The 21,473-nt window shown below is 71.2% G+C and carries 25 protein-coding genes; 10 read left to right on the top strand and 15 right to left on the bottom strand.

The window, feature by feature from the left end; translation table 11 throughout:
- Nucleotides 1–62 precede the first annotated feature (62 nt).
- From ACZ7CD_RS10860 to rimP, 3 genes are all read right to left on the bottom strand, one after another.
- Entirely contained in the window at nt 63–302 is a 240-nt protein-coding gene (locus ACZ7CD_RS10860; protein ID WP_458434331.1) for a YlxR family protein, read from the bottom strand.
- Nucleotides 303–428: 126 nt separating this feature from the next.
- Nucleotides 429–1,442 (bottom strand): transcription termination factor NusA, encoded by a 1,014-nt coding sequence (gene nusA, locus ACZ7CD_RS10855; RefSeq protein ID WP_360390734.1) that lies wholly within the window; start codon nt 1,440–1,442, stop codon nt 429–431.
- Nucleotides 1,439–1,963 (bottom strand): ribosome maturation factor RimP, encoded by a 525-nt coding sequence (gene rimP, locus ACZ7CD_RS10850; RefSeq protein ID WP_360390736.1) that lies wholly within the window; start codon nt 1,961–1,963, stop codon nt 1,439–1,441. The genes nusA and rimP overlap by 4 nt, the downstream gene beginning before the upstream one ends.
- A 127-nt stretch (nt 1,964–2,090) precedes the next feature.
- On the opposite strand from rimP, the gene ACZ7CD_RS10845 reads away from it, so the two are divergent.
- Nucleotides 2,091–2,534, top strand: a complete 444-nt coding sequence (locus tag ACZ7CD_RS10845; RefSeq protein ID WP_360390739.1) for a hypothetical protein — start codon at nt 2,091–2,093, stop codon at nt 2,532–2,534.
- Nucleotides 2,531–2,953: a ferritin-like domain-containing protein gene (locus ACZ7CD_RS10840; RefSeq protein WP_458430681.1), complete on the top strand. Its 423-nt coding sequence runs from the start codon at nt 2,531–2,533 to the stop codon at nt 2,951–2,953. The genes ACZ7CD_RS10845 and ACZ7CD_RS10840 overlap by 4 nt, the downstream gene beginning before the upstream one ends.
- Here ACZ7CD_RS10840 and ACZ7CD_RS10835 read toward each other — a convergent pair.
- Genes ACZ7CD_RS10835 through ACZ7CD_RS10820 form a run of 4 tightly spaced genes read right to left on the bottom strand, consistent with a single transcriptional unit; the run spans nt 2,950 to nt 6,136 of the window.
- Nucleotides 2,950–3,705: a hypothetical protein gene (locus ACZ7CD_RS10835; RefSeq protein ID WP_470378809.1), complete on the bottom strand. Its 756-nt coding sequence runs from the start codon at nt 3,703–3,705 to the stop codon at nt 2,950–2,952. The two genes, ACZ7CD_RS10840 and ACZ7CD_RS10835, sit on opposite strands and share 4 nt — an antisense overlap.
- A gap of 55 nt (nt 3,706–3,760) precedes the next feature.
- A complete protein-coding gene (locus ACZ7CD_RS10830) occupies nt 3,761–4,714 on the bottom strand; it encodes an aminotransferase class V-fold PLP-dependent enzyme (RefSeq protein ID WP_470378808.1) in 954 nt (317 codons plus the stop codon).
- A complete protein-coding gene (locus ACZ7CD_RS10825; RefSeq protein WP_470378807.1) occupies nt 4,707–5,171 on the bottom strand; it encodes a DUF4442 domain-containing protein in 465 nt (154 codons plus the stop codon). Before ACZ7CD_RS10825 ends, ACZ7CD_RS10830 begins: the two co-directional genes overlap by 8 nt.
- A gap of 11 nt (nt 5,172–5,182) precedes the next feature.
- A complete protein-coding gene (locus ACZ7CD_RS10820; protein ID WP_360390751.1) occupies nt 5,183–6,136 on the bottom strand; it encodes a glycosyltransferase in 954 nt (317 codons plus the stop codon).
- 22 nt (nt 6,137–6,158) lie between these two features.
- Between ACZ7CD_RS10820 and ACZ7CD_RS10815 the strand changes: the two genes are divergently transcribed.
- Entirely contained in the window at nt 6,159–6,716 is a 558-nt protein-coding gene (locus ACZ7CD_RS10815) for a sugar O-acetyltransferase (RefSeq protein ID WP_360390754.1), read from the top strand.
- A 4-nt stretch (nt 6,717–6,720) separates the two neighbouring features.
- Nucleotides 6,721–7,128 carry a YjbQ family protein gene (locus ACZ7CD_RS10810; protein WP_360390757.1) on the top strand — a complete coding sequence of 136 codons (408 nt, stop codon included), beginning with the start codon at nt 6,721–6,723 and terminating at the stop codon, nt 7,126–7,128.
- Here the strand turns inward: ACZ7CD_RS10810 and ACZ7CD_RS10805 are convergent.
- Entirely contained in the window at nt 7,024–7,554 is a 531-nt protein-coding gene (locus ACZ7CD_RS10805; RefSeq protein WP_470378806.1) for a hypothetical protein, read from the bottom strand. The genes ACZ7CD_RS10810 and ACZ7CD_RS10805 overlap by 105 nt on opposite strands.
- Complete coding sequence (locus ACZ7CD_RS10800; RefSeq protein WP_470378805.1) at nt 7,491–7,778, bottom strand: hypothetical protein; 288 nt, start codon at nt 7,776–7,778, stop codon at nt 7,491–7,493. The genes ACZ7CD_RS10805 and ACZ7CD_RS10800 overlap by 64 nt, the downstream gene beginning before the upstream one ends.
- A 120-nt stretch (nt 7,779–7,898) precedes the next feature.
- Here ACZ7CD_RS10800 and ACZ7CD_RS10795 point away from each other — a divergent pair, with 120 nt between their 5' ends.
- The gene (locus tag ACZ7CD_RS10795) at nt 7,899–8,897 is read left to right on the top strand and encodes a DUF8017 domain-containing protein (protein WP_458430670.1); all 999 of its coding nucleotides are present in this window, start codon (nt 7,899–7,901) and stop codon (nt 8,895–8,897) included.
- Nucleotides 8,898–8,900: 3 nt separating this feature from the next.
- Here ACZ7CD_RS10795 and ACZ7CD_RS10790 read toward each other — a convergent pair whose 3' ends face one another.
- Together ACZ7CD_RS10790 and ACZ7CD_RS10785 are read right to left on the bottom strand one after the other, a co-directional pair.
- Complete coding sequence (locus ACZ7CD_RS10790) at nt 8,901–9,248, bottom strand: antibiotic biosynthesis monooxygenase family protein (protein ID WP_470378804.1); 348 nt, start codon at nt 9,246–9,248, stop codon at nt 8,901–8,903.
- A 115-nt stretch (nt 9,249–9,363) separates the two neighbouring features.
- Entirely contained in the window at nt 9,364–11,109 is a 1,746-nt protein-coding gene (locus ACZ7CD_RS10785; RefSeq protein WP_470378803.1) for a proline--tRNA ligase, read from the bottom strand.
- 136 nt (nt 11,110–11,245) lie between these two features.
- On the opposite strand from ACZ7CD_RS10785, the gene ACZ7CD_RS10780 reads away from it, so the two are divergent.
- The gene (locus ACZ7CD_RS10780) at nt 11,246–11,605 is read left to right on the top strand and encodes a VOC family protein (protein ID WP_360390774.1); all 360 of its coding nucleotides are present in this window, start codon (nt 11,246–11,248) and stop codon (nt 11,603–11,605) included.
- A gap of 631 nt (nt 11,606–12,236) precedes the next feature.
- On the opposite strand, the gene ACZ7CD_RS10775 is transcribed toward ACZ7CD_RS10780, so the two are convergent.
- Complete coding sequence (locus tag ACZ7CD_RS10775) at nt 12,237–13,202, bottom strand: GNAT family N-acetyltransferase (protein ID WP_470378802.1); 966 nt, start codon at nt 13,200–13,202, stop codon at nt 12,237–12,239.
- 86 nt (nt 13,203–13,288) lie between these two features.
- On the opposite strand from ACZ7CD_RS10775, the gene ACZ7CD_RS10770 reads away from it, so the two are divergent.
- The 4 genes from ACZ7CD_RS10770 (at nt 13,289) to ACZ7CD_RS10755 (ending at nt 17,853) form a co-directional block, all read left to right on the top strand.
- On the top strand, nt 13,289–14,044 hold the full coding sequence (locus ACZ7CD_RS10770; protein WP_360390778.1) for an SAM-dependent methyltransferase: 756 nt from the start codon (nt 13,289–13,291) through the stop codon (nt 14,042–14,044).
- A 138-nt stretch (nt 14,045–14,182) separates the two neighbouring features.
- Nucleotides 14,183–14,911 carry a peroxide stress protein YaaA gene (gene yaaA / locus ACZ7CD_RS10765; protein ID WP_360390780.1) on the top strand — a complete coding sequence of 243 codons (729 nt, stop codon included), beginning with the start codon at nt 14,183–14,185 and terminating at the stop codon, nt 14,909–14,911.
- A gap of 208 nt (nt 14,912–15,119) precedes the next feature.
- A complete protein-coding gene (locus ACZ7CD_RS10760) occupies nt 15,120–16,088 on the top strand; it encodes a serine protein kinase RIO (protein ID WP_458430666.1) in 969 nt (322 codons plus the stop codon).
- Nucleotides 16,089–16,311: 223 nt separating this feature from the next.
- A complete protein-coding gene (locus tag ACZ7CD_RS10755) occupies nt 16,312–17,853 on the top strand; it encodes a DEAD/DEAH box helicase (RefSeq protein ID WP_458430664.1) in 1,542 nt (513 codons plus the stop codon).
- 749 nt (nt 17,854–18,602) lie between these two features.
- On the opposite strand, the gene cobA is transcribed toward ACZ7CD_RS10755, so the two are convergent.
- The 3 genes from cobA to ACZ7CD_RS10740 all read right to left on the bottom strand — a co-directional run bounded on the left by cobA (nt 18,603) and on the right by ACZ7CD_RS10740 (nt 21,412).
- Nucleotides 18,603–19,805 carry a uroporphyrinogen-III C-methyltransferase gene (gene cobA / locus ACZ7CD_RS10750; protein WP_360390785.1) on the bottom strand — a complete coding sequence of 401 codons (1,203 nt, stop codon included), beginning with the start codon at nt 19,803–19,805 and terminating at the stop codon, nt 18,603–18,605.
- Between the two features lie 51 nt (nt 19,806–19,856).
- Nucleotides 19,857–20,570, bottom strand: a complete 714-nt coding sequence (locus ACZ7CD_RS10745; RefSeq protein ID WP_470375448.1) for a PIG-L deacetylase family protein — start codon at nt 20,568–20,570, stop codon at nt 19,857–19,859.
- Nucleotides 20,571–20,635: 65 nt separating this feature from the next.
- On the bottom strand, nt 20,636–21,412 hold the full coding sequence (locus ACZ7CD_RS10740) for a S1 family peptidase (RefSeq protein WP_360390788.1): 777 nt from the start codon (nt 21,410–21,412) through the stop codon (nt 20,636–20,638).
- Nucleotides 21,413–21,473 lie beyond the last annotated feature (61 nt).

Below are 21,473 nucleotides of genomic sequence, written 5' to 3'. Positions count from 1 at the left end.
GGGCAAGTCCCATCGACCTCGTCTTAACGTCGCGCGTTCATGTCTTCAGCTTCACGGCTGACTCATGACGGGTCGACCTGCTTCCTTGTTGCTTGCTGGCCCTGGGGCTGTCCCGAGGCCAAGTTCCCGTGCTGCTCGACGTGCTCGCGCAGCGAAGCGACGTCGAGTGCTCCCTGGACCTTGAAGGCCCGCGAGAACGCTCGTCGCCGCTCAGCGTTGCGGAGACATTCGAGATCGAAATGCAACCAAGCACCCCGACCCGGAAGCCGCCGACGGACGTCCGGGACCACCGAACCGTCCACCGCGACCACTCGCAGCAGCTCAGAGGGCAACGTCCGAACTCGGCACCCGACACACGTGCGAACAGGGCCGATGTGCTGGGAAACCGATCCCGACGTTGATCCGTTGATAATTCTATCCCCTGGAGCTCATTCAGCCGAACTGGATGTGACCGCTCCGGCAGCCGGAGCCTCCGCGTCGCTGCGGATGTCGATGCGCCAGCCGGTCAGGCGGGCGGCCAGACGGGCGTTCTGCCCCTCCTTGCCGATCGCCAGCGAGAGCTGGAAGTCGGGCACCACGACACGGGCCGTCTTGGCCCGTTCGTCGAGCACCCGCACGGACACAACCTTCGCTGGTGACAGGGCATTCCCGACGAAGGTGGCCGAGTCGTCCGAGTGGTCGATGATGTCGATCTTCTCGCCACCGAGCTCGTGCATGACGTTGCGCACACGGGCTCCCATCGGGCCGATGCAGGCGCCCTTGGCGTTCACCCCGGAGACCGTCGACTTCACCGCGATCTTCGAGCGGTGACCTGCCTCACGTGCCACCGCGGCGATCTCCACGGTGCCGTCCGCGATCTCCGGGACCTCGAGGGCGAACAGCCGCCGCACGAGGTTCGGGTGCGTGCGCGAGAGGGCGATCTGCGGGCCGCGGGCGCCACGGGAGACGCTCACGACGTAGCACTTGATCCGCTCGCCGTGGTTGTACTGCTCGCCCGGCACCTGCTCGGCCGGCGGCAGCACGCCCTCGGTGTCCCCCACCTGGACGACGACCATGCCGCGGGCGTTCGCGCGGGCGTCGCGCTGCACGACGCCGGCGATGATCTCGCCCTCCTTGGTGGAGAACTCGCCGAAGGTGCGCTCGTGCTCGGCGTCGCGCAGGCGCTGCAGGATGACCTGGCGCGCCGTGGTGGCCGCGATCCGGCCGAAGCCCTCCGGGGTGTCGTCCCACTCCTCCTGGACCACGCCGTCCGGGCCGAGCTCCTGCGCGAGCACGCGCACGACCCCGGTCTTGCGGTCGATCTCCACCCGCGAGTGCGAGTGGTGCCCTTCGGTGTGCTTGTAGGCGGTCAGCAGTGCTGACTCGATCGCCTCCAGGACCGTCTCGAAGGGGATGTCCTTTTCACGTTCGATCGCCCTCAGGGCGGCGATGTCGACGTTCACCTCGGCTCCTCCTCCGGTGCTTTCCGAGTGAGCCGAGCCAGTTCCTCGACCGGCGGCTGCTTGAACTCGATCTCCATTACCGCGCGTTCGACGTCGCGGTACTCCACGCGCTTCAGCTCGCCCTGGTGCAGCAGCTCGACGCCGCTCTCGTCGCACTCGCCGACGCGGCCGAACCACTCGACCCGGTCCGGCTGCTTGACCTTCACGAGGCGCAGGTGCGCGCGCTTCCAGTGGCGCGGGTGCGTGAGGGGCCGGTCGACACCCGGCGAGGTGACCTCGAGGGTGTACGGCCCGTTGATCAGGTGGTCGTGCGCGTCGAGCGCGGCGGACACCACGCGACTCGCCTCGGCGACCTCGTCGAGCCCGATGCCGTCCTCGCCGTCCACGACGACCTTGACCAGACGGCGGCGCCCAGCCTGATTCACGTCGAGTGCGTCGAGGTCGAAGCCGGCGGCTTCGAGCGCTTCCCGCACAACGGGTGCTAGCTGCGCGGCAAGCTCTCCGCGCGGCGGGCTGGACACGTGGTGTCTCCTTCAGTTCGAACGCATGAAAACCCCGACCGACGGTGTTTCGGCGGCCGTGGGCGCCCAGGGTATCTCGTTCGCCCGCCTGCCACCGCCCCACCGTCCGCTGGCAAGATTGGTTCGCGTGATCTCCGAATCGGTCAGCCGCCGCCGCGTGCTGCTCGCGGTGGCCGCCGCACCTCTGGCCGTTGCGTGCACCACAGAACCTCCCCCGCCTCCGCCGCCGGACCCGTTGTCGGCGCTGGCTGCGCAGGCGCGTTCGGACGCGGCGCTGGCGACGTTGCTGACGGCGGTGCCGGCCGCCGCGGAGGTCGCGAAGGCCCGTGCGGCGCACGCGCAGCTGTTGCAGGCGGAGGTGGACCGCGAGCGCCCGCCGCTGTCGTCTGCGGTGCCGCCCGTTCCCCCGACCCCGCCGCAGCCGCCGAACCCGGTCGCGGCGCTGCGCTCGGCGCTGGACGAGTCGGTGCGCGCCGCGTCGGAGGCCGTGGCTGCGCTGCCGTCCTACCGCGCGGGCCTGGTCGGGTCGGTGGCGGCGGGCTGCGCCTCGCTGCGGGAGGTGCTGGCGTGAGCACGGAGGCGGTGCAGACCGCGCTGGGCACCGAGCACGCCGCGGTGTGGACCTACGGGCTCGTATCGGCGTTCCTGGACAACCCGGCGGTCGCCGAGGGCGCGAACGCGCACCGCGCGCGCCGGGACACCACGGAGCGATGGCTGAAGGACCACAACGCGACGCCGAACCCGCCCGCCGCGGCATACCTGCCGCCGTCGCCGGTGTCGGACGGGCCGTCGGCGATCGCGGCCCTCGTCGCGGTCGAGCAGGACGCGTGCGCGGCCTGGCGCGGGGTGCTGGAGCGGACCGACGACGCGGCGCTGCGCACGAGTGCGCTGGACGCGTTGACGACGGCGGCGGTGCGGGCGACGCGGTGGCGCAAGGCCGCGGGGACCACTCCGGCGTCGATCACGATGCCGGGCGTGGCCTCCGGCTAGTTCCCGATGGAGGACGCGAGGCGGAGCGCGTCCTGGGAGACCTTCTTCATCTCCTTGTTGTGCGCGAGCGCGTCCTGGCCCTTCGTCAGCGCGTCCGACTCGACGATCACGACCTCGCGGTCGCGCACCTCGGAGGCGTACCCGCCGTTGGCCAGCGTCGTCAGCGGCGGGACGCTCACGGCCTTGTCGAGCACCAGGTCCTTGATGTTGCCGGTGCCGTTCTGCTCGGTGAGCTCCTTGAGCTTCCTGGCCTCTTCCGCGGTCTTCATCCGCACGACGGACACCGAGGAGTACACGGTGCGCCCGTCGGGCAGCTTGGCCGTGTAGAACGCCCGCGTCAGCTGGACGCACGGGGTCGCCTTCAGGAACTCCTGCGTCTTGGTGGTGGCGTGGGCGGCGCAGTCGCTGTCCTTCACCGGCTCCGGCAGCTGCGGCGAGGTGGTGAACTCGAACTCGCCCGCGGTCTTCTGCGGGGCCGCCGCCGGCTTGTCGACCGGGTCGGTGGGTTGCAGCACCCACCACACGAAGCCGGACACCACCGCCACGCCGACCAGTGCGAGCGCCCTGCCGAACCAGATCCGCTTCGGCGTCTGCGCCGACCGCTGCTGTTGTTGCTGCTGCTGCTGCTGCTGCGGGGGCAGCTCACCGCGGCGGCTGTCCATGATCGACTGCAGCTTCACGAGCTCGTCGGCCGGGTAGAGCGGAGCGGTGTCGGTCGGCCTCGGTGGGAAGCGAGGCAGGTTCTGGGTCACCTCTTCGGGTGATTCGCGTGGTTCCGACACAAGGACCCACGGTAACGGACGGCGTTCAGCTCAGCGCTGCGAGCACCCGATCAACGTCTTCGGCCGTGTTGTACAGGTGGCACGCATATCGGGTCCTACCTGCGCGAACGGACGAAACGACGCCTTCGGCGGCCGGCTCCCCCACTGAGACGATCGCCGAGCCGGTGGGCGGCAGACCCATTCCGGTGAGGAGCCGATCCGTCAGACCGACACAGTGCGCACGCACGGCCGTGAGGTCCAGCGAGGCCACCCACGGCAACGCGACCGCCGCACCGACGTGCGCGAACCACGTCGGTGACAGGTCGAACCGCCGTGCGTCCGGCCGCAGCAGCAGATCGGTGCCGTAGTTCTCACCCGTGCTGTACCAGTTCGCCGCCACGGGCCGCAGCGACTCGAGCCGGTCCGGCCGCACCGCCAGCCACGCGGCACCGCGGGGTGACATCAGCCACTTGTAGGCCACGCCGACGACGAAGTCGGCCCACTCCAGCGACAGCGGCATCCAGCCGGCCGCCTGCGACACGTCCAGCAGCACCGGTTTGCCCGACGCCCGCAGCGCGCCGAGGTCCGCGACCGCGCCGTCGGCCGACTGCACCACGCTGACCGCGACGAGGTCGCACTCGTCGATGGAGGCGGCGATCCGGTGGCCGGCCGCGACGAACGGCAGCGAGACGCTGGTGAACTCGCCCGGTTCGACGAACACCCTCGACCCGGCCGGCAGTGACTGGGCGACCAGTGACGCGAACTGCGAGACGGTGGCGCCGCACGCGACCGACGTCGCGGGCACGCCCACGAGCTGTCCAAAGGCCGCACGGGAGGTCTCGACCGCGTCGGTGAACGACGAGGACGTGTCCTGCCCGCGCCGCCAGCGTTCGTGGGCGGCGGCCACCGCGTCGGCGACGTGCCGCGGTGGCACGCCGATGGACGCCGTGTTCAGGTACCCCGGCTCGACGTCGAAGACCGCCCCGAACGCCTCACACATGGACGAGCTGCTTGCCGCGCTTGCGCCGCGCGTACACCTGCTTGCGCACCTTCGCGATCACGGTCCCATCCTGCCCGACCACGTCGGTGTCGAACCAGAGCAACGCCTTCGCGCCGGACGACGTCTGCTCCAGGACCTCGGACACGTGCTCGTCGGTCAGCCGGAACTCGGCGCGCACGGTGCCGCGGCCGGGTGCGACGAACTCGATCTCACCGGCCCGGTCCCACACCACGTGCTCGCCCTTGAGCTGGTTGAACAGCAGCAGCACCCAGAACGGGTCGGTCATCGCGAACAGCGAGCCGCCGAAGTGGGTGCCGAAGAAGTTGCGGTTCCACGGGCGCAGACGCATGCGCACGCGCGCATACCGGTAGTCCGGCGAGATCTCCTCGACGTGGACACCGGCGAACAGGAACGGCGGCCACAGGTTCATCCCGCGGCGCAGGCGGCTTGCCTTCATAAAAAACAGTGTTACACAACGTTCGCCAGACTGTCCGCAACTTCCTCCGGCGACGGCATGTGACGTATCTCCCGGGCGATCTGACCAGCGGCTTCCCGGTACCGGCCGTCCGTCAGCAGCAGCCGCGCGCAGTCCGCGATCGGCCCCGCGCTGAACGCCTGCGGCCGCACCGCAGCACCGGCCGCGACGAGGGCGGTCGCGTTGGCGGACTGGTCGGCGCCCTGCGGCAGCACCACCTGGGGCACCCCGGCGACCAGCGCGCCCAGCATCGTGCCGCTGCCGCCGTGGTGGACGACGACGTCGGCGTACCGGAGCACCTCGGCCTGCGGCAGCCACGGGTGCACCGTCACGTTCGGCGGCACGTCGGTGAGCTCGACCCGCGGCGCGGCGACCACCACTTGGACGTCGGAGAGCTTGCCGAGCCCGACGACCGCCTCGGCGAGCAGCTCGCGCGTGCCGAACGCGGTGCCGAGCGTCAGGTAGACGAGCTTGCCCGCCGTGCGCACCGGGACCTCGCCGGGCGGCGCGAACGGCACCGGCCGCAGCGGGATGCGGTCCTGCTCCAGGAAAGCCGGGTCCTGCAACGAGGGCGGGCAGATGTCGACGTGCCGCCCGCCCTCCGGCCGCACCAGCCCGATGCCGTCCGGGAACATCCGACCGAACCCGTGCCACACGGCGGGGAACCCGCGCCGCCGCGCCTCCGACACCACCTCGGGCACCGCCCAGCCGCCGACCACGAGGTCGGGCAGCAGCCGTTCCAGCTCCTGGGCGATGTCCTCGGCGTAGATCTCCCCGAACACCAGGCCCGGCCGGAACGGCCGCAGCCCGAGCTTGCCCAGCACCGGGTGCATCTCCTCGCCGACGGCGAAGTGCACCTCATGGCCGGCATCGCGCAGTGCGACCGCCAACGGGATCAACGGATAGGTGTGGCCGACGGCGGCCATGCTGGCGAACAGCACACGCATGCCGTGACGATACTGAGTCCCCATGGGAACCAACCGCGACAAGATGATCAACGGCGAGCCGTACCTGCCCGCTGACCCCGAGCTGGACGCGGACCGGCGGCGCGGCTGGCGGGAGATGGCCCGGTTCAACGCGCACGACCCGGAGGACCTCGACGGGATGTACGCGATCCTCAAGGGCTTCGTCGCGGAGATCGGCGAGGGCACGACGTTCATGCAGCGCCTGCAGATCGAGTACGGCTACAACACCCGCGTCGGCGCCAACAGCTTCATGAACTACGGGGGCGTCATCCTCGACTGCGGCCCGGTCACCATCGGCGACCACGTGATGATGGGCCCGAACGTGCAGCTGCTGACCGCGTTGCACCCGATCGAGGACCACGACGCGCGCATCGCGGGGTGGGAGACGACCGCCCCGATCGTCATCGGCGACAAGGTGTGGTTCGGCGGCGGTGTGATCGTGTGCCCGGGAGTGACCATCGGCAACAACACGGTCGTGGGCGCGGGCAGTGTCGTGACGCGTGATTTGCCTGCTCACGTGCTCGCGGTCGGCAACCCCGCGCGGGTGGTTCGTAAGATCTGAGGTCATGCGCAGCGAGGAGATCCAGGTCCGCACCGGTGCCGAGGAGGTCGTGCACGACCTCACCCGCGAGTGCGAGCGGTTCCTCCAGGAGGAGAACGGCGACGGCCTGCTGCACGTGTGGGTGCCGCACGCCACCGCCGGCGTCGCGATCATCGAGACGGGCGCGGGCAGCGACGACGACCTGCTGACGGCGCTGGAGCACGTCCTGCCCCGCGACGTGAGGTGGCGGCACCGGCACGGCACCCCGGGCCACGGCCGTGACCACGTGCTGCCCGCGCTGGTGCCGCCCTACGCGACGATCCCGGTCCTAGGCGGCGTGCTGGCGCTCGGCACCTGGCAGTCGGTCTGCCTGGTCGACACCAACGTCGACAACCCCGTCCGGACGGTCCGGCTGAGCTTCCTGGCCGGCTAGCACCAGCACCAGCCCGGCCAGCGCGATCCCGGCGAACACCCACCACGCCGTGCCCGCCGAGCCGTCGTGCCGCACCGCCCACAGGCCCTCGGTGGCGAACCGGAACGGCGTCCACGACCACAGCGCCACCCGGTAGACGGGGTTCAGCAGCTCCGGCACCTGGCCGGCCACCGCGGGCGCCATCAGGTAGAGCACGCCGAGGACGCCCATCGCGCGGATGCCGAGGTGCTTGAACAACCCGGCCTGCAGCAGCGCGAACGCACCGGCGACGGTGAAGAGGAACGCCAGCGCGCCACCGGTGAGGCCCACGCCCCACCACGCGAGCAGACCGGTCACGGACCCGACGGTGAGCACGGCGGCGGTCACCGCGGACAGGAGCCGGAACCGGGTGCCCCTGAGCAGCACGAACAGCACCCCGGCGACCATCCCGCCGATCCACAGGAGACGGCGGGTGCCTCGACCCGCACCGGCAGTCCGGCGCCCTGGGCCACCCCGGTCAGCACCTGCTGCGCGACCTGCGTGCCGGACGGGTTGACCGCGGGGTCGAGCCGGACCACGGCCTGGCCGGACATGATCTCCAGGACGCCGTAGGCCTCCCGGCCGGCCAGCAGCGCCCGCGCCTCGGCGGCGGTGACCAGCGCGGTGCGCATCGCGACCTCCATAGTTCATCATGTGTTGAATTCGATGGCCGCGACGGTACGCCGGTCACGATCTGGAAGTCAACGCTTGATGAATTAAGGGCTGTCGGGGTCACGAGGTACGGTTTCCCCGTGACTTACCCAGGTGGCGGCGGCGGGCAGGGCGGCTGGAACGAGCAGCCCGGTTGGGGTCAGCAGCAGGGCGACTACCCGACCGGTGGCTACCAGGGCAGCGGCGCCTACCCCCAGCAGGAGGGCCACGCGCAGCCGGTCGGCTACCCGCAGACCGGTGGCTTCCCGCAGCAGCACCAGGGCTACAACAGCGGGTACGGCGGCCTGGGCGTCTACGGCGGGGGCGGGTTCGACCAGCAACCGCCGAAGAAGAGCAAAACAACGTTGTGGGTGGTGCTCAGCGCGGTCGTCCTCGTGCTGCTGGTGGGCGGCGGTGTCACGACGTACCTGCTCATGAACAAGTCCGGCGACTCCGGCGCGCAGCCGACGACGTCGGCCTCGGCGTCGTCGACCCCGCCGACCACGTCCCAGCAACCCAACGGCGCCGGCACGTGCAAGGACGAGAGCTGGCAGTGCGTCCAGACCACGCTCGGCTACACCTACCAGGTGCCGAAGGACTGGACCCAGGTCGACGACCGGGTCCCGGTCGAGGGCTTCGAGGGCGTTGCGCTGTCCAGCGTGACCTCGTACGGCGACTACAAGTGCGAGGAACGCTCCTACACCAAGGGCACCAACGGCGGCGCGTTGCTGGACAAGGGCGACATCAACGCGGTCGCCACGAACTTCACCAAGGCCGTCGCCACCCAGTACTACTCGTCGGGCGGCGCCCCTCAGGTCGCGCTGACCGAGCCCAAGCCCGTGAAGATCCAGCACACCCAGAAGGACGGCAAGAAGATCGTCGTCGAGGGCGTGCAGGTCGACGCCACGGTCACGCAGACCGCGAACAAGTGCCTGGCGTCCAAGGGCATGGTCAAGGTCCTGCTGCTCAACGGCACCGGCAAGCTGCACGCGCTGGTGGTCAACGGCGACCTCGAAGGCGGGGGTGGCGGCGACAAGCCACCGCTGCTCAAGGAGACCGACCTGCAGAAGATGATCGACTCGCTGCAGCCGAACACCTGACCCCTACCGCTCGCGCGTGAACCCGTGGCTGCGCTCCACCTTCGCGACGTGCAGCGTGTAGCTCTGGTACCAGTCGTCCCGTCCGCGTTGCTGTGCCGCGCGGTGTTCGGCGTTGGTCCGCCACTGTGCGAGCGCTTCGGCGTCGCGGAAGTAGCCGACGGTGATGCCCAGCCCGCCGGGGTTCTGCGCGTGGTCGATGCCGAGGAACCCGGGAACCTCCCTGACCAGTTCCTCCATGCGCGCGTTCGTGTCGCGGTAGCCGCTCTGCTCCTGCGTGCGCACGGTGGTGAAGACCGCCACGTAGTAGGGCGGTTCGAAGGCCTGCACCGGGACCGGCGGCTGATCGCTCATGGCGTCACCGTAGGGCGGGGACACCCTGCGATCCACCGACTTTTCGCGACGTCCAGAACGCGGGAACGCCGGGCCGCGCGGTGTTCCCGCGCAGACCCGGCGTCCGGTCGTCCGACTAACCCCTGACGACGGCCACGAGGTGGTCGACGGCCTCGGCCACCAGCACCTCGACGCGCTCGCCGGAGCGGCGGTCCTTGACCTCGACGACCCCGTTCTGCAGGCCGCGGCCGATCACGAGGATCGTCGGGATGCCGATCAGCTCGGCGTCGGCGAACTTCACGCCGGGGCTCGCCTTGCGGTCGTCCAGGAGCACCTTCACGCCCTTGGCGTCGAGCTGCCGCGCGAAGTCCTCGCCGGCCGCGGTCAGCGCCTCGTCCTTGCCGGCGATGACGACGTGCACGTCGGCGGGCGCGACGTTGCGGGGCCAGATCAGGCCGCGGTCGTCGTGCGACTGCTCGGCGATCGCCGCGACCAGGCGCGAGACGCCGACGCCGTACGAGCCCATGGTGATGCGGACGGGCTTCGAGTCCGGGCCCAGCGCGTCCAGCGAGAACGCGTCGGCGTACTTGCGGCCCAGCTGGAAGATGTGGCCGATCTCGATGCCGCGCGCGGCGACCAGCACGCCCTTGCCGTCGGGCGACGGGTCGCCCTCGCGGACCTCGGCGACGTCGATGACGCCGTCGGGGGTGAAGTCGCGGCCCGCGACCAGGTCGACGACGTGGTGGTCGGCCTTGTCCGCACCCGTCACCCAGGCGGTGCCGGTGACGACGCGGGGGTCGGCGAGGTAGCGCACGCCGTTGTCCTGCAGCGCCTTCGGTCCGATGTACCCCTTGACCAGGAAGGCGTTCTTCGCGAAGTCGCCCTCCTCCAGCATCGCGACCTCGGCGGGCTCCAGCGCGGCCTCGAGGCGCTTGAAGTCGACCTCGCGGTCACCGGGGACGGCGACGGCGAGCAGCTCCCACTCCTTCGTGCCCGGCTGGCGGGTCTTGATGAGAACGTTCTTCAACGTGTCCGCCGCGGTGAACTTGCGGTCGGTGCTGGCGTTGAGGAAGTCCACCAGGCTGTCGATGGTGGGCGTGTTCGGCGTGTGGTGCACCTGCGCGGCGGGCTTGTCATCGACCGGCTGCGCGGGGGGCACGGGCGTCCGCACGGCCTCGACGTTGGCCGCGTACCCCGACTCGGTGGACTTGACGAAGGTGTCCTCACCCGTCTCGGCGACCGCGAGGAACTCCTCCGACGCCGAGCCGCCCATCGCACCGGACGTGGCGGAGACGATCACGTACTCCAGGCCCAGCCGGTCGAAGATGCGGATGTAGGCGTCGCGGTGGTCGCGGTAGGACTGGGTGAGGCCCTCGTCGGTGAGGTCGAACGAGTACGAGTCCTTCATCAGGAACTCGCGCCCGCGCAGGATGCCCGCACGGGGCCGCGCCTCGTCCCGGTACTTCGTCTGGATCTGGTACAGCGTGACCGGGTAGTCCTTGTACGAGCTGTACTCGCCCTTCACGGTGAGCGTGAACAGCTCCTCGTGCGTGGGGCCGAGCAGGAAGTCGGCGCCCTTGCGGTCCTTGAGCCGGAACAGGTTGGGGCCGTACTCCTCCCACCGGTTCGTCGCCTCGTAGGGCTCCTTGGGCAGCAGCGCGGGGAACTGGATCTCCTGCGCTCCGAAGGCGTCCATCTCCTCGCGGACGACGGCCTCGATGTTGCGCAGGACCTTGAGCCCCAGCGGCAGCCAGGAGTACCCGCCCGGCGCGACGCGGCGGACGTAGCCTGCGCGCACCAGCAGCTTGTGGCTGGGCACTTCGGCGTCCGCCGGATCCTCGCGAAGGGTGCGCAGGAACAACGACGACATCCTGGTGATCACGGTGGGTACTCCTCGTTCACGGGCTGTTGGAGCAGCCTACTGGTTGGTGCGCGCACGAACGTGCACGCGGTGCTTCCCACGGGTCCTGAGCTGCACGAACCCGAAACTGTCAGACCCGCTGAGTAGCGTCCCTGCCATGTCCCTGACCATCGCCATGATCACGATCGACACCGGCGACGCGCGCAAGCTCGCCGACTTCTGGACCGCCGCCCTGGGCACCGCGGTGCAGAACGACTGGGGCGAGTTCATCGTCCTCGCCCCGACCGCGGAGGGCGCCCCCGCACTCGCCCTCCAGCAGGTGCCGGACGTCACGCCGGGCAAGAACCGCGTCCACCTCGACTCCCACGTCCCCGACCGCCTGGCCGAGGTCGCGCGTCTGGTCTCCCTCGGCGCCACCGAGATCGGGGTGCACAGCGTCCCCGGCCTCGTCTGGTCGGTGCTGACGGACCCGGACGGCAACCAGTTCTGCGTCGGCCAGCCCGGCGAGGAGCTGTAGGCGCCACGGACGTCTCGGCGCCGGTCCGGGCCCTGGAGCTGGCCTGGGTCTGGGGCCGCCCCGGCCAGCGTCACCTCGAACCCGCTGCGCTCGTGCACGCCGAGCGCTCCGGGGTCGAGCCGGCCGCGCACCACCCCGGACCCGTGCGTTCACACGCCGAACGCCCAGGTCCGAACCGGTCGTGTCCCGCCCAGGCAGCCCTGCCGCGTCCAAGCCAGTACCCGGCTCACCCGCGCAGCCCTGCCCGCCCTGGTCCCCCGCTCCACCCGATCCGGACCCGCCCAGCAGCCCTGCCGCGCCCAAGCCGACGACCGGCCCACCCGCGCAACCCTGCCCGGCCCGGTCCCGCACTCCACCCGATCCGGACCCGCTCAGCAGCCCTGCCGCGCCCAAGCCGACGACCGGCCCACCCGCGCAACCCTGCCCGGCCCGGTCCCGCACTCCACCCGATCCGGACCTGCTCAGCAGCCCTGCCGCGCCCAAGCCGACGACCGGCCCACCCGCGCCCAGCCCTGCTCACCCGGTCCGACAAGCCGAGCCTGATCCGTCCGACCAGGCCACTCAGCCCAGCTGGTCCAGCCCAGCTCAGCCCGTCCAGCTCAGCCCAGCCCGTCCCACCCGACCCCGTCCGTCAGACGAGCTCGACCGGCACGCCGTAGTCGACCCACGTCCGCGCCACCCGGAACCCGGCCCGCTCGTACACGCCGAGCGCCCCGGTCGAGTTGGCCGTGTCGACCGACAGCCCCGCCCGCTGGTACCCCTGCGTCCGCGCCTGAGTCAACGTCCAGCTCAGCAACGCCGACGCCAGGCCACGCCCGCGGTGCGCGCTGAGGGTTCCGACGTCGCCGATCCAGAGTTCGCGGACGCCGGTCTGCTCCTCGACGGCCGGGTAGTGGCGGGCCAGCACGAAACCGACGACCGCGCCGGAACCGTTGTCCAGTGCGAGGAAGGAGGTGTCCGGCACGAACCTCTTGCTGTCCGTGAAGGACGCCGCCCACTCCTGCGGGGTGCGCTCGGTCGAGCCCCAGTGCTCGGCGAAGGTCGTGTTCACGACCCGACGGGTCTCTTCGGAGCGGTCGGGGGTGAACGGGACGACCGAGTAGCCCGGCGGGACCGGGAGCTGGGCGAGTGACTCGCCCAATGCCACCTCCATCTCGTGGAAGTGGCGGTCCGCGGTGAAGCCGAGCGACGCGCACAGTGCGACGTGGCCGGCCGAGCGGCTCTCGACCATCGTGGTCGCCACCAGCGGTACGGCCGGGTGGGTGGCCAGGTGCAGCGTCCGGGCCATGGACATCATGCGCGGCAACAGCTCCCGGCCGATGCCGCGGCGGCGGAACGACGGGTGGACCATCCCGTCGATCCGCAGGCGGTGGACGTCGGCGGGCTTCGCGCGCGGCTCGAGCAGGCCGTAGGCGACGAGCTCGGAGCCGGCCAGCACGGCGAGCGAGGACGTCGGCAGGTCCGCCTTGGCGAACGACTGGGCGAAGTCCTCTTCGGACAGCAGTTCGCCGGTGTCGTCGGCGGCTTCCGCTGCCGTGCACAGCGCGGTGACCGCGGGGATGTCCGCGGTGGTGAGCGCGCGCCACACGAGTTCCACGACGGTCGAAGCTACGCGGAGGTGATGCCCGCAACAACTGAATAACACGTTGCCCGGCAGCGCGTGCGGGGCCATGCTGCCCGACGATGACGACTCCAGAGATCACGCCGCTGTACGACGACGTCACGTTCCACGGACCGCTGTCTGCGGACAGGGCCGCGCGCCTGGTCGACTCGCTGCTGCCGCTCGACGGCGGGCACGTGCTCGACCTCGGGTGCGGGTGGGCGGAGCTCCTGCTGCGCACGCTCGAGGCCGCGCCCACCGCCACCGGCACCGGTGTCGACCTCAAGGAGGACGACATCGCGCACGGCCGCGCCAACGCCGAACGGCGCGGGCTGTCCGGGCGGGTGAGCCTGCACGTCGCGGACGTGGCCCGGTGGCAGCCGGACCGCCCGGCCGACGCCGTGATCGTCAACGGCGCCACCCAGGTGTGGGGCGGAGACCCGTTGCAGCACACCGAGAACGCGCTCGTCGCGGCCAAGGGACTGCTGCGCCCTGGCGGGAGGTTGTTGCTGGGCGAGGGTTTCTGGGAGCGGGAACCGACGAGCGCGCAGCTCGCCGCCATGCCGGTTCCGCGCGACCAGTACCGCTCGCTGGCCGGGCTGGTCGACCACGCGCTCGGCCACGGTTACCGGCTGCTCGCGGCGGAGCAGGCGAGCCTCGATGAGTGGGACGTCTTCGAGAACGGCCACGGACTGGCCTGGGAACGCTGGTTGCGCGCCAACCCGGACTCCCCGCACGCCGAGGAGGTCAGGGCCAGGGCCGACCGGCAGCGCACCTACCGGCTGCACGGCTGGCGGGGCGTGCTCGGCCTCGCCTACCTGACGCTGCAGGCACCCTAGGCGGCCGGCGGGCCGACGAAGCCGCGCCGCACGCACCATGACCAGGTCGGCTGCGTCCCGACGGGCCGACCGTCCACGCCGTCCGGAGGCGCCACGCAGGTCCGGCGGTTCCACGGCGTTGGCCTAGGCTTGCGAACCGTGCTGGTGCTGCTTCCCCCGTCGGAGACCAAGGCGATCGGCGGCGACGGCGCGCCGCTCGACCTCGACGCGCTGTCGTTCCCCGAGCTCAACCCGGTGCGCGACAAGCTGGTGTCCGCGCTGGCTGATCTCGCGGCGGACGTCCCGGCGAGCCTCAAGGCGCTCGACATCTCCGAGCGGCAGGTCGACGAGGTGCACCGCAACGCGTCCCTGCGCACGTCGGGAACCACGCCCGCACTGCTGCGCTACACCGGCGTGCTCTACGACAACCTCGACTTCCCCTCGCTCCGCAAGGCCGAGAGGGAACGCGCCTACCAGCGGCTCGCGGTCGCGTCCGCGCTGTTCGGGGCGGTGCGCGGCGGTGACCCGGTGCCCGCGTACCGGTTGTCCGGCGGCAGCGCCCTGCCCGACCACGGCAGCCTGCGCACGCTGTGGAAGCCCTCGCTGGAGCCGGTGCTGAGGGAGGCGGACGAGTTCGTCGTCGACCTCCGTTCCGGCGCGTACTCCAGCCTCGCGAAGATCCCGCACGCCGTCGTCGTCCGGGTGGTCACGAGCGAAGGCAAGGTCGTCAGCCACTTCAACAAGGCGCACAAGGGGCTGCTCGCGCGCGCCATCGCGAAGTCCAGCGCGGAGCCGGCGGACCTGAAAGGCCTGGTCAAGCTCGCGCGGAAGGCCGGGTTGACCATGGTGCCGACGGGCGAGAAGACGGCCGACCTGATCACGGCGTAATTCGGTTGCGGGCACCGGGCCCGCACGGCAGACTCTTCCCCGAAGCGTGACAACGGAGCTGGATCGAGGAGGTGCGACATGTCAGAGCCTGTCTTTGGGCGCGGCACCGCACTCGCGACCCGTCCAGCCGCCCTTCGCGCCTGATCAGCACCGTTTGATCGCAGAGCGCCAGTGGGGCGGTCACCTTCAGCTCTTGGGAGACCCTACCGTGCGCGAGCACGATCTCTACGAACGTTACGAGTCTGCTTTCGAAGGCGCCGACGACACCATGCGGCGCAAGGGAAAGCGCACCACCAAGCGCGGCGACGACGCGGAGCCCACCCGTCGCGGCCGCATGACCGAGGCCGAGAAGGTGCGCGTCGCGCGAGTGCGCGAGGACCAGCTCAGCACGGCCGACACCCCCGAGGACGGCGACCGCTGGTCCACGTGGGGCGACGCCGAGCAGGGCCCGAAGCCGCACCCGAGCTGGCTCATCACCGAGCTGGCCGCTGTGGACCGCGAGCTCGGCATCGTGAAGACCGGCAAGGAGGCGGACGTCTTCCTGCTGGAACGCGCGATCGGCGAGCGGTCGAGCCTGCTCGCCGCCAAGCGCTACCGCAGCAACGACCACCGGATGTTCCACCGCGACGCGGGATATCTGGAGGGTCGCCGGATGAAGAAGTCCCGCGAGATGCGGGCGATCCAGAACCGCACCGCGTTCGGGCGCAACCTGATCGCGGAGCAGTGGGCGGTCGCGGAGTTCGCCGCGCTCACCCAGCTGTGGCAGATCGGCGCGCCCGTGCCGTACCCGGTGCAGCGCAGCGGTACCGAGCTGCTGCTGGAGTTCATCGGGGACGCCGAGGGCAACGCCGCGCCGCGGCTCGCCCAGGCGCGCCCGGACGAGGACGAGCTGCTCGACCTGTGGCGGCAGCTGGTCGCGACGCTGATGACGCTCGCGGAGGCGGGCCTGACGCACGGCGACCTGTCCGCGTTCAACCTGATGGTCCACGACGGCCGGTTGATCATGATCGACCTGCCGCAGGTGGTGGACCTGGTCGCGAACCCCCGCGGCGTGGAGTTCCTCGACCGCGACGTCCGCAACATCTGCGGCTGGTTCGCCGCGCGCGGCCTGCCACCGGAGATCGGTGAGCCGTCCGCGCTGGTGGCGACGCTGCTGGACGTGGCGGGTATGGGGTGACTCACCTTGCGCGCCCGGCCGTGTCCAACGACACTGCCGGGCGCGCCGGTCACTCGCACTGATCAGCTAGACTGTAAGAGCACCGATGCAGGCTTGACCGCCGTTGACCGGTGCGTCCACCTACTCATTCAGGCGTGCACACCACGCCGGGCTCGTCCTTGTGAACTGGCACCGCGACAAGCGCGGGGCAGCCTTGAGACGTGCCATGTCTCGGAGGTTTGTTTTGCCATCAATGTCCGAAGGCCGTTCCGAGCGCGCACAGAGCCGCAGGTCACCGCGGCGCCGCTCGGGTCGCCAGGGCAACTCCTCACGCCCGCAGCAGCGGGTCGAGGAACCGATCGTCGCCGAGCACTTCGAGAGCACGCTGCCGGAAGGCCCGCTGCCCTCGTTCGCCGAGCTCGGCCTGGCTGACGCGCTGATCAAGTCGCTCGTCGCCAACGACATCACCGCACCGTTCCCCATCCAGGCCGCCACCCTGCCCGACGCGATGTCGGGCCGGGACATCCTCGGCCGTGGCCAGACGGGCTCCGGCAAGACGCTGGCGTTCGGCCTCGCCATGCTGACCCGCCTCGCGGGCGGCCGCTCCACGCCGCACAAGCCGCGTGGGCTGATCCTCGTCCCGACCCGCGAGCTCGCGATGCAGGTGGAGACGGCGCTCATGCCGCACGCCCGCGCGCTCAACATGTGGTGCCGCGTGGTCGTCGGCGGCACGTCGTTCCCGCGCCAGATCGACCACCTGCGCCGCGGCGTCGACCTGCTGATCGCCACGCCGGGCCGGCTGTCCGACCACGTCCGCCAGGGGACCTGCGACCTGTCCCAGGTCGAGATCACCGCGCTGGACGAGGCCGACCAGATGGCCGACATGGGCTTCATGCCCCAGGTCCGCGCGATCATGGACCTGACCCCGCAGGACGGCCAGCGCCTGCTGTTCTCCGCGACGCTCGACGGCGACGTGGACAAGCTGGTCCGCCAGTACCTGCACAACCCGGTGACGCACTCGGTGGCCCCGGCCACCGCGAGCGTCACGACGATGGACCACCACCTGCTGTTCGTGTCCGCCGAGGACAAGCAGAACGTGGTGACCGAGGTGGCCGCGCGCGAGGGCCGCACGATCATGTTCGTGCGCACCAAGCACCACGTCGACCGCCTGGCCAAGAAGCTGCGCTCGGTCGGCGTCCACGCCGGCGCGCTGCACGGCGGCAAGGCCCAGAGCGCCCGCACCCGCGTGCTCGGCGAGTTCCGCGAGGGCACCACGCCGGTCCTGATCGCGACGGACGTGGCCGCCCGCGGCATCCACGTGGACGACGTCTCGCTCGTCGTGCACGTCGACCCGCCGGCCGACCCGAAGGACTACCTGCACCGCGCGGGCCGCACCGCGCGCGCCGGCCAGTCCGGCACGGTCGTCACGCTGGTCACCCACGACCAGCGCCGCGCCGTCCAGGGCATGGCCGCTCGCGCGGGCATCCGCCCGGAGAGCACGAAGGTCCGCCCCGGTGACGAGGACCTGATCCGCATCACCGGTGCCCGCCTCCCGAGCGGCGAGCCGGTCGTCGAACGCGAGAAGCCCGCCCGCCGCTCCGGCGGCAGCGGCCGTCGCTTCGGCGCCCCCGCGGCCGGTGGCCGCGGCGAGTTCCGCGGCGGCTCCGGTCGCCGCTCCGAGGGCGGCGAGTTCCGCAGCGCCCCGCGCCGCCCAGCCGGCGAAGGCGGCGGTCCCCGCCGCGGCGGCAGCACCACCGGGCGCCCGCGCCGGGCGCCGCAGCACTGATCGGCTGATCTGACGAGGGCCGATTCCCCGGGTTGGGGAGGCGGCCTTCGTCGTCGGCGGTCAGCTCGCCCGGGCTGGCTGCCGCGGACGTGGCACCGCAGCTCCGGTCGGAGGGCTGTTCTTGGCGTTGACGGGCAGTCATTCGTGCCGCCCTGCCGACCTGTTGATTTGACGAGGGCCGCCTCTCCGGTCGGGAAGGCGGCCCTCGTCGCGTGCCGAGTTGTCCACAGATCGCCGAACGGTGGGTTGACACGGCCGGATCTTGGTTAGGTTGAGTGGAGGTGGGTGGTCTGCCCCCAGGGAGGGCGGGGCCCTGCCCTGCGCGAGTTTTGACTTGCGGGACCTTGCTTGCGCGGTCACCGGGCTACAGGCCTGGCTCGCGCCGTCACCGGGCTGAGAGCCTGGCTCGCGCGGTCGTGAGCTGCGGGCCCGAGTCGCGCCGTCACCGGGCCGCGGGCCAGATTCGAGCCATCGCTGAGCTGCGAGTCCGACTCGCGCCGTCACCAGGCCGCAGGCCCGACTTACGCCGTCACCAGGCCGCAGGCCCGACCTGCGCGGTCGCGCCGCCGGGTCAGCAGTGCGCAGACGCTGGCCACCCAGCCGTGTTCAGCCGGTCGGCGCGCTGGTGAGCGGAGTGGTCGCGAGCGAATTCAAGTGACCGGCGCCGTGGGCCGTCGCGGCGCAGGAACCGGTGGACCTGCGGGGCCCACCGGTCGAGCGGCGTCGAGCGGCGTCGAGCGAGAACCCGGCTAGGCGGGCGCGATGTCGGCCACCGGGCCGACCACGATGATCGCCGGCGGGCGCACTCCCCAGGCCACGACGTCCGCGCCCAAGGTTTCCAGAGTGGACCGGTACACGCGCTGTGCGGAGGTGCTGCCCTCCTGCACGACGGCGACGGGCGTGCTGCCGGGGCGGCCTTCCATCAGCGCCGTGGCGAACGCACCCGCGCGTTCGACGGCCATCATCAGCACGACTGTGCCCTGCAGCCGTGCGATGGCGGGCCAGTCGACGAGGGAGCGCGGGTCGTCCGGTGCCACGTGACCGGAGACGACGACTACCTCGTGTGCCACCCCTCGGTGCGTCACGGGTACACCGGCCAACGCGGGCACACCGAACGCCGACGTCACGCCGGGTACCACGGTCACCGGGATGCCGGCCTCGGCGCACGCGAGCAGCTCCTCGAAGCCGCGGCCGAAGACGTACGGGTCGCCGCCCTTCAGGCGGACGACGAACTTGCCCTCCTTGGCGCGGTCGACGAGCGTCTGGTTGATGAAGTCCTGCGTCGCCGCGCGACCGTAGGGAATCTTGGCCGCGTCCACGACCTCGACGTGCGAGGGCAGTTCCTCCAGCAGTTCGCGGGGGGCGAGGCGGTCCGCGACCACCACGTCCGCCTGGGCCAGCAAGCGCTTGCCCTGCACCGTGATCAGCTCGGGGTCGCCGGGGCCGCCGCCGACCAGGGCGACGCCGACCGGCGGGGTGGACTGGTCGGCGATCCGGCCGTCGCGCAACGCCGCCACGACGCCGTCGCGCACTGCTGCCGAACGGCGGTGCTCACCGCCGGCGAGCACGCCGAGCACCATGCCGTCGTGCGAGCCCACGGCCGGTGTGACCGCCGTGCCCTCCACGGCGATGTCCGCGCGCACGCAGAACACGCGCTGTGCGAGCGCCTCTTCGCCGATCTGGGCGTTCACCTCGATGTCCGACGTGCACGCCAGCACGTACCAGGCGCCTTCGACGTCCCCCGGCTCGAACAGCCGCTCGTGCCACGTCAGCTCCCCCGCGTCGACCATGCCCTGCACGGCGGGGGTCACGACGGGCGAGACGAGCTCGACGACGGCGCCGGAGGCGATCAGGCGGGGCAGGCGCCGCTGGGCGACGGTGCCTCCGCCGACCACGAGGACGCGCCGGCCCCGGAGATCGAGGCCAACCAGGTAGTGCTGTTCAACGGGCATGCGTAGAAGCATCCACACGAGACCGGCCGTGTCCAGCCGAAGGGAACATGGTCACAGGCGCAACAGCTCGAAAGACGTCGCCAGGACGCCGCCGAACCGCTGGCCGACGGCCTCCGCCATGCCGCGCAGGAACGGTTCCGGCTCGGCCATGTCCCCGCTCAGCGCATCGAGATACGCCTTGTGGGCGCGCAAAGACTCCACGGAAGCGTCGAACGAGCCGGTGATGTCCACGGCGTGCGTGGCCATCGGCGAGGATGCCGCCGCCACGTACCGGACGCCGTTCCACGGCTCGATGTCCAGATCCCGGAACACCCACCGGTTGCCCGCGTCGCGCACGGCGTCGACGGCGGCCCGGCCGACCGCGATGTGGTCGGCCATGTTGAGGTTTCCGCTCGGCCACGTTTCGCGGAAGTTACCGGTGATCACGAACTCCGGCCGGTGCCGGCGGATCGCGGCCGCGATGTCGCGCCGCAGCGGCAGCCCGTACTCGATCATGCCGTCCGCGTGGTCGAGGAACTCGACCTCGGTCACGCCGACGGCCGCGCAGGACGCGATCTGCTCCTCGACCCGCAACGGCGCGCACTCCTGCGGTGAGAGCGAGTCGATGCCCGCCTCACCGCGGCACGCGAGCAGGTACGCGACCTTCTTGCCCTGGGCGGTCCACCGCGCGATGGCGCCCGCACCGCCGTACTCCATGTCATCGGGGTGGGCGACGACGACCAGCGCGCTCGCCCAGTCCTCCGGCATTGCTTCCAGATCCGTCATCCGGGCAGCATACGACCGCGCACCCCGGGTCCACTGTGGACGCGGGGTGCGCGGTGGCGAAGTGCTTACAGCTGAGCGGTGATCACCGAGTTGTACGGCGCGATCCGCGCGTACACGCCGGGGTAGCCGGCGCCGGCGCAGCCGCGGCCCCAGGACGTGGCACCGATGAGCTTGCCGCCGTAGACCAGCGGGCCACCGGAGTCGCCCTGGCAGGTGTCGACGCCGCCCTGCGGGAAGCCCGCGCACACCATGGAGGTGTTGCTGTACTGCGAGTACGCGGTCTTGCAGGTCGAGTCGGACGTCAGCGGCACGTTCGCCTGCAGCAGGTAGCGCGACGCCGAGCCACCGGAGGACGTGGTGCCCCAGCCGAGGATCAGCGCGGAGTTGCCCGCGGCGTACAGCGCGGTGTCGGACGGCGTGGCGAGCGGCAGGGTCGCCGAGCTGATGTTGCGGTCCAGCGTCAGCACGGCCACGTCGTAGCCGGCGGTCGCGGTGGTGTAGCTCGGGTGCGACCAGATGCGGGTCACGTTCGCGACGGTGCCCGCGGTGCTCTGCTTGTCGTCACGGCCGTGCACCACGCGGGTGCTGGAGGCCGAGCGGCCGGCGACGCAGTGGGCGGCGGTGACGACCTTGTTGGCCTTCACCAGCGTTCCGCCGCAGAACTGCGAACCGGTGGTGGAAGCGAGGTAGACGACCCACGGGTAGGTCGCCGTGCTGGCGCGCGTACCACCGACGATCATCGGCGAGACGTCGTCGGCGTTGGCTGCGGGAGCCGTGAAGAAGATGCTCGCGAGAGCGGAGACCACGACAGACAAGATCAGGCGACGCAGGGTTTTCGCCATGTTGCCAGTCCTTCCCGATGACGCTGTGTGTGCAGGGTGTCCAGCGGCGGCACACACAGCG

The organism is Lentzea sp. NPDC036949, assembly GCF_055608075.1.
This window is presented reverse-complemented; position numbering and strand designations above follow the sequence as displayed.